14 protein-coding genes are annotated in these 13,977 nt (G+C 32.8%); 11 read left to right on the forward strand and 3 right to left on the reverse strand.

Going from position 1 to position 13,977, the window contains the following annotated elements; genetic code table 11:
* The first annotated feature begins 203 nt into the window (after window positions 1–203).
* From ACJJVN_RS08955 to ACJJVN_RS08965, 3 genes are all read left to right on the forward strand, one after another.
* Window positions 204–2,336 carry a response regulator gene (locus ACJJVN_RS08955; protein WP_405377872.1) on the forward strand — a complete coding sequence of 711 codons (2,133 nt, stop codon included), beginning with the start codon at window positions 204–206 and terminating at the stop codon, window positions 2,334–2,336.
* Between the two features lie 144 nt (window positions 2,337–2,480).
* A complete protein-coding gene (locus ACJJVN_RS08960) occupies window positions 2,481–3,203 on the forward strand; it encodes a tRNA-uridine aminocarboxypropyltransferase (RefSeq protein ID WP_405377873.1) in 723 nt (240 codons plus the stop codon).
* Window positions 3,204–3,464: 261 nt separating this feature from the next.
* Entirely contained in the window at window positions 3,465–4,307 is an 843-nt protein-coding gene (locus ACJJVN_RS08965; RefSeq protein ID WP_405368592.1) for a hypothetical protein, read from the forward strand.
* A gap of 90 nt (window positions 4,308–4,397) precedes the next feature.
* Here the strand turns inward: ACJJVN_RS08965 and ACJJVN_RS08970 are convergent, their stop codons facing one another.
* Window positions 4,398–5,540, reverse strand: a complete 1,143-nt coding sequence (locus ACJJVN_RS08970) for a fibrinogen-like YCDxxxxGGGW domain-containing protein (protein WP_405377874.1) — start codon at window positions 5,538–5,540, stop codon at window positions 4,398–4,400.
* 322 nt (window positions 5,541–5,862) lie between these two features.
* On the opposite strand from ACJJVN_RS08970, the gene ACJJVN_RS08975 reads away from it, so the two are divergent.
* From ACJJVN_RS08975 to ACJJVN_RS09000, 6 genes are all read left to right on the forward strand, one after another.
* Entirely contained in the window at window positions 5,863–6,549 is a 687-nt protein-coding gene (locus ACJJVN_RS08975) for an RluA family pseudouridine synthase (RefSeq protein WP_104514897.1), read from the forward strand.
* Between the two features lie 72 nt (window positions 6,550–6,621).
* Entirely contained in the window at window positions 6,622–7,995 is a 1,374-nt protein-coding gene (locus tag ACJJVN_RS08980) for an aldehyde dehydrogenase (RefSeq protein ID WP_405377875.1), read from the forward strand.
* A gap of 102 nt (window positions 7,996–8,097) precedes the next feature.
* Window positions 8,098–8,310 carry a DUF2945 domain-containing protein gene (locus ACJJVN_RS08985; RefSeq protein ID WP_405377876.1) on the forward strand — a complete coding sequence of 71 codons (213 nt, stop codon included), beginning with the start codon at window positions 8,098–8,100 and terminating at the stop codon, window positions 8,308–8,310.
* 41 nt (window positions 8,311–8,351) lie between these two features.
* Window positions 8,352–8,660 carry a hypothetical protein gene (locus ACJJVN_RS08990; RefSeq protein ID WP_405368601.1) on the forward strand — a complete coding sequence of 103 codons (309 nt, stop codon included), beginning with the start codon at window positions 8,352–8,354 and terminating at the stop codon, window positions 8,658–8,660.
* 3 nt (window positions 8,661–8,663) lie between these two features.
* Entirely contained in the window at window positions 8,664–9,281 is a 618-nt protein-coding gene (locus ACJJVN_RS08995; protein ID WP_405377877.1) for an L-threonylcarbamoyladenylate synthase, read from the forward strand.
* A gap of 588 nt (window positions 9,282–9,869) precedes the next feature.
* A complete protein-coding gene (locus ACJJVN_RS09000; protein ID WP_405377878.1) occupies window positions 9,870–10,703 on the forward strand; it encodes an alpha/beta fold hydrolase in 834 nt (277 codons plus the stop codon).
* 6 nt (window positions 10,704–10,709) lie between these two features.
* Here ACJJVN_RS09000 and ACJJVN_RS09005 read toward each other — a convergent pair whose 3' ends face one another.
* Window positions 10,710–11,672, reverse strand: a complete 963-nt coding sequence (locus tag ACJJVN_RS09005) for a hypothetical protein (protein ID WP_405377879.1) — start codon at window positions 11,670–11,672, stop codon at window positions 10,710–10,712.
* 101 nt (window positions 11,673–11,773) lie between these two features.
* Between ACJJVN_RS09005 and ACJJVN_RS09010 the strand changes: the two genes are divergently transcribed.
* Both ACJJVN_RS09010 and ACJJVN_RS09015 read left to right on the forward strand, forming a co-directional pair.
* Window positions 11,774–12,373, forward strand: coding sequence for a CDP-alcohol phosphatidyltransferase family protein (locus tag ACJJVN_RS09010; protein ID WP_405377880.1), 600 nt, complete (start codon window positions 11,774–11,776; stop codon window positions 12,371–12,373).
* A gap of 15 nt (window positions 12,374–12,388) precedes the next feature.
* Complete coding sequence (locus tag ACJJVN_RS09015; RefSeq protein ID WP_104514905.1) at window positions 12,389–12,742, forward strand: hypothetical protein; 354 nt, start codon at window positions 12,389–12,391, stop codon at window positions 12,740–12,742.
* Here the strand turns inward: ACJJVN_RS09015 and ACJJVN_RS09020 are convergent.
* A complete protein-coding gene (locus ACJJVN_RS09020) occupies window positions 12,734–13,972 on the reverse strand; it encodes a TlpA disulfide reductase family protein (RefSeq protein WP_405377881.1) in 1,239 nt (412 codons plus the stop codon). The genes ACJJVN_RS09015 and ACJJVN_RS09020 overlap by 9 nt on opposite strands.
* Between the last annotated feature and the right edge of the window lie 5 nt (window positions 13,973–13,977).

Raw genomic sequence — 13,977 nt, forward strand, 5'->3', positions numbered from 1 at the left:
ACTTAAAGACGCAGATCTAGCCTTGCGTGATGAGCTTATTAAAAAAGCTAGGTTGAATAAGGATATAAAAGATTAATTATGGGCAAATGAGGTTAAAGAATTTGGAATTATTTTTTATAACATGCACTTTATCGTAAAAAAATAAAAATCTCTAGTTATTAAAATATTCTTGTATATCTTTTAACTTCATTAAAGTATTTCTTTTGACGAATAAGCTACTCCTTATCTTACTACTATTTTGCTATAGCGCATCTACTTTTTCTCAAAACAGTACAAGTAAGGTTGCAGATAGTGTGAACGTTTTAATTTCCTTATCTAAGAATAAAAATATAAGTGGTAACTATAAAGATGGATTGAAATTTGCAACTTCAGCAGTGCAACATGCAAATAAAACTAAGGATAAACTATTGCAAGCACGGGCTTATGTGAGTCTAGCTAACACCTATCAGGCCATTAATGATAGTGATAATGCAAAAGAGTATTACCAAATAGCACTAGACAAAAAAACAGATGACTATTTTGTAAATGTAGCCTCACTTAATGGATTAGGTAATATATATTCAATAGATAAGAGTACAGCAGATAAAGCTGCAGGTTATTTTGAAAGATCGATATCATACACTCTAGAAGCAGGAAAAAATGAACATTCATTTTACACCTACTATAACATAGCTGGTATGTATTTAAATTTTAAAAATCCAGACAAAGCATATCCTTTTATTCTTAAAGCTAATGAGCTACTACCTAGAATTGAAAAAGAAAACCCTTTGCATCCATTATTGCAAAATTTAAACTTTGCTATTTATCACAACCAAAAAAGAGATCATAGCCTTGCACTTAAATATATTAATAAAGCTCTTAAAATAGCAGAAGAACATGCGCTTAATAAAGAACTCATAGATATATATGATTTCAAAAGCGAAATACATGAAGCGTTAGGAGCTTATGACCTGGCCTTAGCAAGTCTTAAGAAAATGCATTATTATAAAGATCTAGACTTTAATACAGAAAAAAGTCTTCAGGTAGAAGAAGTAACAGCAGATTTTAAGGTTAATGAATTTAAAGAAAAAGCTGAAGCCTCTCAATTAAAGGCAAATTTTATTACCGTAGTGGGAATCGGTACGTTACTATTTCTAAGTACTTCCTTTCTTATTTTTTACAACTATAAGAAGCAATTGTCTTATCAAAAACTTGAAAAAAAGAATAAAGCACTTGTACGAGCTAAGAATGAAGCTGAACATGCTAATAAATTGACATCAGACCTATTAATAAATATTAGCCACGATTTAAGAACACCGTTGTATGGAATTATGGGTATTACCGGAATGCTTATTGAAAACCCATCAATAATAAATACAAAAAAAGGGCTTTTAAATTCTCTAAAATTTTCTGGAGACCATTTAAAAGTCGTTATAAATAATATTCTTAAAATTAAGGAGGTAGAATCTAATAAAATCAGTTTAAAAGTAGCTAAAACCAATTTACACGATTTATTAAGAAACATAGTAAATTCATTAAATTATCTAGCCGATCAACAAGAAACTCAATTAACACTTGATATTTCAGATGACATATTAGAACACTATATTATAGATGGTAATAGTCTATCAGAAGTAATCACTAAACTCATTGATAATGCTATAAAGCATACTACAAATGGTGCTGTTACCTTTTCCATAAAATTGATAAATAAAGAGGCTACAAAGCATTATATTGAATTTAAAGTTTCTGACACAGGATCAGGGATTTCAAAAGAGGATCTGTCTATAATTTTTGATAATTTTAATCAAGGTAATCTAGAAGAAAATACTTCTTATGGAATAGGTTTAGGACTACCCATTGTAAAGTCTCTAATAAAGATGATGGGCAGCAAATTATATGTTAAGAGTGATGTAGGTATAGGATCTGAATTCTCTTTTATACTAGAATGTGAAGTTCCAAATGGAGAAACCACACGATATACTAGTACAGAACATAAAAGTCTACAAATATTAGTTGTCGAGGATAATAAAATCAATCAAATAGTAACTCAAAAACTAATAAATTTGCTAGGGCATGACTGTACCATTGCCATCAACGGACAAGAAGCTCTAAAAGAATTTAACAGTAACCATTTTGACTTAATCCTAATGGATCTCAACATGCCTATTATGAATGGGTTTGAAGCCTCAAAAGCAATTACTGCACAAAACAAAAATATTCCAATAATAGCATTAACAGCATTACAAATCAGTGAAGTAAAAGAGCGATGCAATAATGTTGGAATACGGGATATTATCAATAAACCAATAGATAAAGAAACTTTAAAAGCTATTATACAGAGTGTTTACAGTTAACATACCTAAACGATAACTTTTAAATTACAAAAATTATAAATCAATACTCGTTGTATCATTAGCTTCATTTATTCTTGTGATAATTCTAGACGGCATGATTCAAACTCTTAAATTTGCAGCCAGATAGTAAATGAGAGAATTACATTGCAAGAAGAATTAAAACAGCATAGAAACCAGTGTTATACTTGTATGAGGCCAGTAAGCACTTGCATTTGTAACCTTATTAAACCGTTGACAACTAACACTCGCTTTGTTATCTTAATGCATCCTAAAGAGTATAAGAAACAGAAAAACGGTACCGGTCACATGACCCACCTACAGCTGGACAATGCAGAAATTATCGTAGGTGTTGATTTTAATAAGCATCAACGTGTTAATGAAATTCTTTCAGATCAAAATAACGCTTCCTTCCTACTCTATCCTGGTAAAGAAAGTTTCAACTTATCCACCAGTAATAGTACAGAAATGAATGATTTTATGGGACAGCATCCCTATCTATTTATACTAGATGGTACCTGGCCATGTGCTCGTAAAATGCTTAAACTGAGTAAGAACTTACAACAGCTTAAAAGAGTGAGCTTTGACAATACTATTAAATCAAAGTTTATCATCAAGCAGCAACCAGAACCTCTATGCTTAAGTACGATTGAATCTGTTTACACAGTAATTAATTTGCTTAAAACTAACAATTTGGAAAATTGTGATACGAGTAAGTTTCTCGTTCCGTTTGAAAAAATGATTGAATATCAAATGGAATATTTCCTTAACCCAAATAGTAAGAACTATTCTCGAACAGCAAGCAAAAAGATCGCTCCTAAAAATCAATACAAAAAGAATACACAAAGAAGTACTATTCTAGAGTCGTAGTTTTCAACAAGAAATTTATAATACAAATACTTCTTTTTACTCATTAAAAACTAAACCAATTTAGGACACTGCGTTTAGAATACATAGTACTAACTCAAATATCGAGTAATACAAAACACTATAAGAGATAGATGTTTAATTCGCTTTCGCGAAAGCGATAACACATTACCACATAGGCAATTGTATTATACTTGTCTATTGTAGTACTTTAAGAATTTTAATAAGTTGTATATTTTCTCATAATATCTAAAACCTTAACAAATGAAAAAGAACATTTTATCGTTACTAACTCTCTTTGCCATTTTTCCAGTTATACAAGCACAAGAAATCCCCTTAGAACAATTAGAAACACAATCGATTAGTAATTCTAAGATGAATTCTAAATCTATTTTAGAAAATGAAATAGAAGGAATTCATGTGGATCACGTCGCTTTAGGAGATGAGAAAACTCAAGTAGATACATACCAAGAAGGTTATAGAACCATTTATTTATTCATGAAAGGATCAGGAAAAGTCATTGCGGCAGATAAAAGCTATGAAATTGTGCCTGAGACTATATTTTTACCTAATGCTATTGATCATATTAAAATAGAAACGACACCTAGTGAAACGTTGCACTATTTAAAGATAACCAGTAAATTAACGGATCAAGATATAATGGACTTAAAAGAATTCCCTAAAGAGAATACTGAAAATGTATATTATGCAAAATTCACCGATTGTAAATCTTATACAGAGCCTATTAAAAGTCCTAATACAGTAAGTCGTACTATTTTACCTAATAAAATTATTCCTAGAATAGCTATGGGAACCGTGCAAACTACTGGTCCTGATAAAGTAGGTGCTCATGAACACCCTATGTTAGAACAATTATTCTTAGGTTTAACTGATAATGATTGTACCGTGTATGCAGACGATGCTCAAGTAGATTTTCCAGAATACTCTGTTTTACACATTCCTCTAGGCTCCAGCCACTCTGTAACAGTAGAAGAAGATAAAGTTTTATATTATGTGTGGATGGACTTTTTTAAAGATAAGAAAGGTGAAGAATGGTTAAAAACTCACAATCAAGATGAGGATAAGGACCACAAAAAAAAGAAGTAAGATTCTATTATTTTGTTTTAATTAAAAAATCTCCCAAAAACAACAAGTTGTTTTTGGGAGATTTTTTTAATCTGAGATATCTATAACTAATTATCTTACAAATAGCTGTACTCTATCTACTGGTGTAGAGTTAGAAGGAAGACCTCCATTCCAGGAGTTAACACTACCTATAGAATAAAACCAGTTACCACTGTTAACTGTTCCATCTAGATAGGTATTACCACCAGATGATTCAAGTCCACCCCATCCATTGTTAGTCATAGAAATATTTATAGGTGTGTAACCAGTTACAGGACTTGTACTAGATGCTCCACTTCTAGGGTCAAATGTTTGGCTCCAGTGATTAGTTAAATTTAACGTTGGGTAATGCAATCTAAATTCATAACCTGCTGCAGATTTGACTTCATCTAGTTTGCTTAAAATAGAATACTTATTAGTAGTTAATCCTGGAGAGGCTACATTAAATTCGTTTGCTTCTGAATCGTTTGAAAAATAACCACCAGCTGTATTATGAGCAAATACTAAAGTCCAACCACCGCCATCGTTAGTCATATCACAATAACAATCATAAGATGGGTTACTACCAGCACCATCAGGATCTATCGTATAAACACCGTCAGTTCTAGCGCCAGCATTATAATAAGCGAGACAGGATTCAAACACATTAGTCACAGTAGTACTTGCACTACAACTAGCGCCACGTCCCATTAAGGTAACTGTAAAATTATCTGTTTGTTCATTTATAGGAGTACCAGTACCGTTTAATGTAATCGTATTTAAACCTATAGAAGTAAATGCTCCAGATGCAGAAAAGCTATATCCATTCACAGTATCGGTAGTAATGGTATAAGATTCTATCACATTAACAAATACGTCTACCGTTAGTGTATTACTAGGATTTAAAGGACTTCCCGCTTGGTAACCTCCATTTATACTAGTAGAAGAACAATCTAATGAGTTAATAGGCATTTCTCCTAAACATCCAGACCAAGAAGAGCCTTTATAGTATTGAAAACAATTACTGTCTAGATTATAAATAAAAAGACCTTCGGCAGGAGATAGAATATTATCCCTTTGTACTTCAGTCATTCTAGGTAATAAAACACCTTGATCTGTAGATTCTATATGTAATGCACTAGAAGCATCTGGAGCCGCAGTTCCTATACCTACTTGTGAAAAACCAACATTAAAACTAATCAGAACAATTATTAATACGCAATGAAACTTGAGCATAGAATTTAACTTAATATTAATAGTATTACCCTACAATTATAAGTCATTAAATCATTTAACTTTAGATAATTAATAAGAAATTTTAATAATAATTAGATTCCTTCATGCAACCACTTATAAACCGTTTTAAATAGTATAAATTATGCTGTATTTAATCGATAAATACAGTATTTACACGTATTAACAAAGCAGCATGTACTTATTTTAAACGCTTTTGTTTCATTAAATAGCTCCATATTTAAATTAAAATTAAACACTATATACCTACTTAGATGTTCTAGAACGCAACAAGTGTTTTACCTTTGTAGGAAGAACTTATTTTATGTCCCTTACCCATCGCATACTTTTTGAAGACAATCATCTTATAGCGATTAATAAACAATCTGGTGATCTAGTTCAAGGAGATAAAACTGGAGATGAAATACTGCCAGATTTAATTAAAGACTATATTGCAAAGAAATATGATAAACCAGGCGCTGTATTTTTAGGCGTTGTACATAGGCTAGATAGACCTACTAGTGGTGTAGTGATATTTGCTCGTACCTCAAAAGCATTGCCTAGAATGAATAAACTTTTTTCTGAGCATAAAACAGAAAAAACTTACTGGGCGATTATAGAAGGTAAAGCACCTAATAAAACCGCTCGACTAGAGCATTACCTCGTGCGCAATCCTAAACAGAATAAAAGTTATGCTCACGACCACGAAGTGCCTAATTCAAAAAAGGCTGCACTTTCCTATACTGTAATTAAAGAATTAGATCGTTACACCTTATTAGAAGTTAAATTAGAAACTGGTAGACACCATCAAATAAGATCTCAATTAAGCAAGATAGGTTGTGTTATCAAAGGCGATTTAAAATATGGAGCAAAACGCAGCAACAAAGATGGCAGCATACACCTACATGCTAGATTTTTAGAGTTTATTCACCCTGTAAAAAAAGAAGCTGTAAAAATTACCGCACCAGTAAATGTTAAAGACCCTATCTGGAAAGCTGTTTCAAAGCTTTAATTCTTATGTTTTCTTAATAGTTAACATTTTACGTTGATTATTACTTAGCTTTACTTTTCATAGTCACAAAATATGAATGCAAAGCAACTCCATAAATCACAACTAGACTTTTTTAAAACTCGTAAAACGGTAGATGTATCTTATCGCGTTAAGAGTTTACAGCTTCTTAAAAGAGCCATAGAAAGTCGAGAAAAAGAGATCTACAAAGCACTTGCTACCGATCTTTCTAAGAGTGAATTTGAAGCTTTTCTTACCGAGTACAATGTTATCTTAGGAGAACTTAAAAGCTACATTAAGAAAACTCGTAAACTATCTCAACCTAAAAAGGTTAGACCTTCTATACTCAACTTTCCATCTAGGTCAAGAAGATATCCAGAACCTTATGGTAATACATTAATTATCTCACCGTGGAACTACCCATTTCAACTCGCATTAGGCCCATTAATAGGTGCGGTAGCTGCTGGTAACACAGTGGTGTTAAAACCGAGCGAATTCACCACTGCTACCTCTCAATTATTAAGTGATATTATAGAAGAAGCTTTTGAAAAAGAGCATGTTTGTGTTGCTCTAGGTGATGCTACCGTGGCACAAGAATTAACTGCTTTGCCATGGAATTACATCTTTTTTACAGGTAGTCCGGCCGTAGGTAAAAAAATATATCAGGCCGCGGCAAAACACCTCACTCCTGTGACTCTAGAATTAGGTGGTAAAAATCCATGTGTCATAGATAGTACTGCGCATATAAAAGTTGCTGCAAAACGTATCGTCTGGGCAAAATTCTTAAACGCAGGACAGACTTGCATTGCTCCAGATTACTTACTCGTGCACAAAGATGTAAAGAATAAGCTAGTTAATGAGATTAAAAAACAAATTCATGAATTCTTTGGAGCCGATGTAAAAAACTCTCCAGACTTACCTCGCGTTATAAGAAACGATCAGTTTGATAGACTCATGGAAATGTTAGAAAATGAAACTATTCTACAAGGTGGTGATAATGACAGGGCATCGTTATACCTCGCTCCTACTTTGATAGATGAGCCTAGTCGTGAGAGTAAGGTGATGCAACAAGAAATTTTTGGTCCTATTTTACCTGTCATCAGTTATGAAAAAAAAGAAGACCTTGAACAGTGGATAGATAGTTATGAAAAACCTCTAGGTGCTTATTGTTTTACCAGCAATTCTAAATTTGAGAAATGGTTTTTGAACAGATTTTCCTTTGGCGGTGGTGTTATTAACGACAGTATCGTTCAGTTTATAAATGACCGCCTTCCCTTTGGTGGTGTCGGTAACAGTGGTATGGGATCGTACCATGGAGAAAAAACGTTTGAAACTTTTTCACATTACAAGAGTATTGTACATCGTGGCACCTGGATAGATTTACCTTTAAAATATGCTCCATATCAAGGGAAATTGAAAACTATAAAAAAATTACTTCAGTGGTTATAGCACTTATGAGGGTATTCACAAAACGGTCATAAAGTGTCGTTAAGATGTTGTTAGCACGCTTTCGCGAAAGCGGAACCACAACTATCTTTAAAGAAAAAAGACATGATTAAGGAAGGGTCTATGGTAAAGTGGAAATGGGGAAACGGTACCGCAACAGGTAAAGTAGAGTCTACGTTTACTAAGAAAGTAACGAGAAAGATCGATGGAAATGAAGTCACTAGAAATGGTGAAGAAGGAAACAAAGCACTTTATATTAAACAGGAAGATGGTGATAGTGTTTTAAAACTAGAAAGTGAAGTAGAACGTGCCGATTAATCATTTTAAATGACTAAATTTAACCATATAATATACCCATTTTGGATCTATCTTTAATTACATCACAACAATTGCTAGCGTCTAGCGCACAAAGCCTTTTGGGCTTGCTATTTATAGCGAGTTTTTTTGTGGTCGCCTGGTTGTGGTTTTTAAAAAGTCAACGCTCAAATACCGACGCTCCTAAGAGCTCTGTTTCTATAAAAATAGATAGAAACGGAAAATATAGATACGAAGCAGTACCTAATTCTGGTAATAGCAATCTTAAATTTTGGATTAAAATAATTATTGCAATTATGGCACTTGCTTTTTTATGGATTCCTATAAAATCGTTTATCAATCCGCAGTATTAAATTATGGCACAGTTAATTAAAATTTACGAGGATAATCCTAATCAAAAAGAACTAGAACGTATAGTTAAAGCAATGCGCGCTGGTGCTCTAGTTATATATCCTACAGATACTGTCTATGGTCTAGGGTGTGATATTACTAATAAACCTGCCTTAGAAAAAATTGCTAGAATTAAAGGTGTGAAACTAGAAAAGGCTAACTTTTCTTTTATCTGTGAAGACTTAAGTAATCTAAGTGATTATGTAAGCCAGATAGACTCTCATACTTTTAAAATATTAAAGCGCAACCTGCCAGGTCCTTATACCTTTATTTTACCAGGTAATAACAATTTACCGACTTTTTTTAAGAAAAAGAAAACGGTAGGAATACGTGTGCCGGATAATAATATTGCTATAGAATTAGTAAAACTATTAGGCAATCCTATTATCTCTACTTCTATTAAAGATGAAGATGAAGTGGTAGAATACACTACAGACCCCAGTCTTATTGCAGAGAAATGGGATAACCTAGTGGACTATGTTATAGATGGCGGTTATGGTGGTAACATAGGTTCTACTATAGTAGATCTTACTGAAGATGAGCCAATAATCATACGTGAAGGAAAAGGATCTATAGATTTATAAACCTTGATTTCTAGATTTCATAAGACAGAGTTTTATACTAGTATTCTAATTTTTGCGATTAGCATTATTACTTATATGTATGTTTTATCAGAAACTATACATTTAAGAGAGTCTACAATGGATATCAATATTCATGACACCTATTACCTTTTTTCTTCTATTGATTTCTTTACTCTTATTCTTATTTTCGGAATTATTTCAAGTTTGATAATTTTTATTTTAAGCTTGAAAAAATTTAAAGCTTTTTCATTACTATTATTAATATTTACAGTTAGTTTTTCTTTATTTGTCTATTCTACTTTATCAAATTTTGTATACTCAACAATTTATTTGCCTGATCTTCCAAAACGGTATTACATAAATACAGTTTTTCCAGAAGAAAATAACTTTAGGTTACTTATTATCATCTCTTTACTTATCTCTTTTCTTTCTTTATTGATTTTAATAGTTTGTAAACTCCTGAGAGTTAAAAAGAAGGTTAATTAATTCCTGTTTACTTTACTCACAAAGCTTTCTTATTTCACACTTTCTTATTAGAATGGTATCTATTTAATCTCTAATTTTAGAAGAAATAAAAACACTATAATAATGTCTTATTTAGAAAAAGAAACTGCACAACAAGATGCTAACGTAAGTATCTATTTTGAAGATCACGGTAGCGGACAACCTATAATTTTAATACATGGATGGCCTTTAAGTGGAGCACAATGGGAATATCAAGTACCTGTACTAGTAGATGCTGGATATCGTGTAATCACTTATGACCGTAGAGGTTTCGGTCGTTCTTCTAGACCATATAATGGTTATGATTATAACACTATGGCTAGCGACCTACATGACTTAATTGAACAATTAGATCTAGATAACGTTATTCTTGCTGGTTTTTCTATGGCAGGTGGTGAGCTGGCTCAATATGTTGATACTTATGGAACTAGTAAAATAGACAAGTTAATTTTTATAAGCTCTATCGCTCCTTACCTACTCAAAACAGATGACAACCCTAGCGGTGCTCCTGACGAAGTATTTAAAGGAATGGAAGATAATGTGAGAAAAGATCGCACAGGATTCTTAAAAGGTTTTGGTAATGGGTTTGTGAACTATGACGATAATAAAGATCGCATTTCTCAAGGTCAGCTGGACTATAATTTCCAGATAGCAGCTAGTGCAAGTCCTAAAGGCTCGCTGGATTGCATCAACGCATTCGGTAGAACAGATCTTCGTCAGGCACTAGAAAAAATAGATGTCCCTACCCTATTTATACATGGTGATGCAGATAACATAGTCCCTATAGAACCTAGTTCTAAACAAGGACACGAGATAGTAAAAGACTCAAAATTAGAAATTATCAAAGATGCTCCACATGGACTTTATGTTACTCATAAAGAAGAACTTAATCAACTGCTATTAGATTTTATCAAATAACATTTTTTAAAAATCTAAAACTTCATAGCGCTCTAGAGATTTTTCTAGAGCGTTTATTTTTTGCTCTATTTTATTGAAAAAACGTGCACGCTCTTTAGAATTAGAATGTGATAAGGAAGTAGCCTGTTTCAACTGGTGTTTAAAATATCCTTCAATGCGGTGCAACATATTACTAGCCGTAAATCTTATGTAACCCAACATGGTCATAGTGACAAAGCCAGCCACAGGCTTGTCATGCTTATAAGCAATAGAATTATTGGTCATTATTAATAATTCATGATAGTGTATGTCATAACGATCTGTAAGCAGTTCTTTTTGCTTTAAAGCAATTAGGTTTTTAATGTCTTTACACAATATTCTAGCATCCTCTAGTCGTAACATTCCTGCGGTAAGAAAATAATCAATCTGCTTGAGACTGCTAGTTACTGTAGTATCATTCCATATTTCACACACCTCAAATCGTTCAATGAGTTGTGCTATTTCCTTCATCGCCGACTTCATTTCCATAGTCAGGTGAAAGTTCTCATATTTAGTTTCCATAAATGTAGGATCCATAAGTTGCAACCACACATAAATTTTAAACCTAGCCAGTTCACTATTATCAAAATGATGGTATACAGGAATATCCTTTGCACTGTACTCAAATCGCACTCCATCTTTACCTAGTTGCGTGAGGTTCTTGACTGTTTCTACTAGATATTCTTCCATACTCTTAATAGAATTTACATGAGTAGTAGCCTCGCCTAGTGCACTTAATTTTACATCTTGCACCATAATATTATCCAGTGAGAACTGCCCTGTTTTTGCCAGTTCCATAGCTTCATCTGCTGTTAATTTTGCCTTGCCTTGAATACGTCTATAGGCAGCATCATAACTTATATCTAAGACATTTGCTACTTGTTGTATAAAAGATGTTTGATCGGTTACGCTTTCGCGAAAGCGATTAATAATTAAGTCTTGTTTTCCCATCTTGCGTTATTCACAAATTAAAAGTACGAAATACTTATTTAACGCAAATCTTGTTTTAAAAAACACAATAGATTTGGAACATAATAAAAAAACTACCTATTATGAATATTCCTAAAGTGCTCATTCTATTCCGTTTATTACTTGCTCCCATTATTTTAGGACTTGCCTATTTTATAGGTGACGATTCAAAAATCACTATAGTCGTACTTATGTATTTGGGGTTAATTTCTGACATTCTAGATGGTATCGTGGCTAGAAAACAAGGTGTCTCCAGTACTAGTTTGAGAAGAATGGATAGTCAGACAGATATGGTATTTTGGCTTTCTATAGGATTTGCCACGTGGATACTCTATCCACAACTTATTGCAAATAATTACGTTTCTATATATGTAATTCTTGCCATGGAGGTAGCATGTTATGTGATAAGTCTGGTTAAGTTTAAAAAGGAGACTTGTACGCATGCATTTCTATCAAAATTGTGGGGTATTACTTTACTCGTTGCTTTTACATCGTTGATAGGTTTTAATCATTCAGGAATTCCCTTTGCACTAGCGATAGTCATGGGACTTATATCACATATAGATAGAATACTTATCACTATCATACTTCCTAAATGGACGCATGATATACCGAGTGCATACCATGCTTATTTGATAAGAAAGGGTATCGATTTTAAAAGAAATGATTTATTAAACGGCTAACTAAAACCTATAATTATGAAAAACCTAGTACAACAATATTATGCCATATTTGAAGAAAAGGTATCTACTACTACATTTACACAACTGTGGATTATGCTACAAAAAAATCTAGGTACAAGTTACTTAGACTTAAAGCTAGACGAATTGTGCAACACAAAGAGAAAACAATTACTCTCTTTAATGCCTAGCCACATAAAGGTAGGAAAAGAGTCGGTATTGAGTATTCAATTAACCAATTCTAAAATTGAAGAATTGAGAATGGTTTTATTAACCTCTGGACTTTCTTTACTTAAATTAATTAGAATACCTGTTACTATGAAAGAGCAAGAACTCGCAATACCACCACAAATAATGAGAGATCTATTCTAGAGTTTCTGCTTGCAGTTCTCCTAAGAACTCGTAGAATTCTTCTTTAAATCGTTCATGCTTCTGACCAGTTGCCAGTCCATTATAACCGGTGTGTATACGTCTCACTTTACCAGATTTATCTATATAAATACTGGTAGGGTATGATAATACATGGTTAAGCATTGGCAACTTTTCATTTGCTGTTTTCTTATCTGTAGAACCATATTGAGCTAATAAAATAGGATACGTAACGTTCTCTGCCTTAATCAGTCTTTTTATAGATTGCATAGCAGCTTTTTCTGTAGGTGCATATTCAAATGCTAGACCTATAAATTTTACATTAGGGTTTTGAGAGTTGATATATTCTTGAAAAAATCTAGTCTCTTCTAGACAGTTGGGACACCAGCTACCTAATAACTGTACAACAACTACTTGATCTTTAAATTCTGCATCTTGTAAGCTAACTTGCTTTCCATTTACATCTTTAAAACTAAAATCTACAGAATCATACCCTTCTTTTAAATAAGTAAGCGTTGTAGCATCTGGTAGATTATAATCGTTATTAAGAACTGCGGTAAATGGTTCTTTCCAGTGATTACCACTATAAAAATATCCTTCTAGAACACTGTCTTTTACAGCTGCTTCAAATAGAAAAGCATGAGCACCGTCAAAGGTGGATAACTTTAAAGTATCATTTACCACAGCACCTTCAAGAAATCTATAATCTCCGGTTGTAGTTTCAAAAGTACCTGTAACTTTATTTCCTTCTTGAGTAAAAACACCTTTTGCAATGTAACGATCTGACTCACTGTCTGGACTGAAAACAGTTTCATAGCTACCAGATAAAAACGAAGATGTTGTAGCATCTTCAATCGACGCAAAACGATAATCTTTTCCTGCAGTCATTGTAAATGGTACTACTCTATCTAGACTAGGTTTAACGTGTTCTCCTGTTATCAACTCATTAGATTGAAATTTACCTTTAAAGTATCCTTCAAAAACTGGAGGTTTTATAAAAATAGAGTCTCCTTCTATGGTGATCTCTGTAACGATAATTTCTTCATTTGAATTAAACATCGTTAAGGTATGGTCTTCATTTACCTTTAATTGTACCGGTAATTCTTTATCATTACCTAAATCAAAGGTTAGTCTCCAGTTGCCAGGAGATAATGATAAAGCTACGACTTGGGTAGACTCTTCTTTACAAGAGGAAAGTAGTATAACGAGCGAAAGAAATAGTAATTTTTTCATACTGC

The sequence above is a fragment of the Nonlabens sp. Asnod3-A02 genome (assembly GCF_045063755.1).
GTDB classification, from domain to species: domain Bacteria; phylum Bacteroidota; class Bacteroidia; order Flavobacteriales; family Flavobacteriaceae; genus Nonlabens; species Nonlabens xylanidelens.

Bases quoted from the DNA above. Each gene is read 5' to 3' on its own strand.
- ACJJVN_RS08980 (WP_405377875.1), top strand. From the start codon at position 6,622: ATGAATGCAAAGCAACTCCATAAATCACAACTAGACTTTTTTAAAACT.
- ACJJVN_RS08995 (WP_405377877.1), top strand. From the start codon at position 8,664: ATGGCACAGTTAATTAAAATTTACGAGGATAATCCTAATCAAAAAGAA.
- ACJJVN_RS08965 (WP_405368592.1), top strand. From the start codon at position 3,465: ATGAAAAAGAACATTTTATCGTTACTAACTCTCTTTGCCATTTTTCCA.
- ACJJVN_RS08970 (WP_405377874.1), bottom strand. From the start codon at position 5,540: ATGCTCAAGTTTCATTGCGTATTAATAATTGTTCTGATTAGTTTTAAT.
- ACJJVN_RS08975 (WP_104514897.1), top strand. From the start codon at position 5,863: ATGTCCCTTACCCATCGCATACTTTTTGAAGACAATCATCTTATAGCG.
- ACJJVN_RS09010 (WP_405377880.1), top strand. From the start codon at position 11,774: ATGAATATTCCTAAAGTGCTCATTCTATTCCGTTTATTACTTGCTCCC.
- ACJJVN_RS09005 (WP_405377879.1), bottom strand. From the start codon at position 11,672: ATGGGAAAACAAGACTTAATTATTAATCGCTTTCGCGAAAGCGTAACC.
- ACJJVN_RS09020 (WP_405377881.1), bottom strand. From the start codon at position 13,972: ATGAAAAAATTACTATTTCTTTCGCTCGTTATACTACTTTCCTCTTGT.
- ACJJVN_RS09015 (WP_104514905.1), top strand. From the start codon at position 12,389: ATGAAAAACCTAGTACAACAATATTATGCCATATTTGAAGAAAAGGTA.
- ACJJVN_RS09000 (WP_405377878.1), top strand. From the start codon at position 9,870: ATGTCTTATTTAGAAAAAGAAACTGCACAACAAGATGCTAACGTAAGT.
- ACJJVN_RS08985 (WP_405377876.1), top strand. From the start codon at position 8,098: ATGATTAAGGAAGGGTCTATGGTAAAGTGGAAATGGGGAAACGGTACC.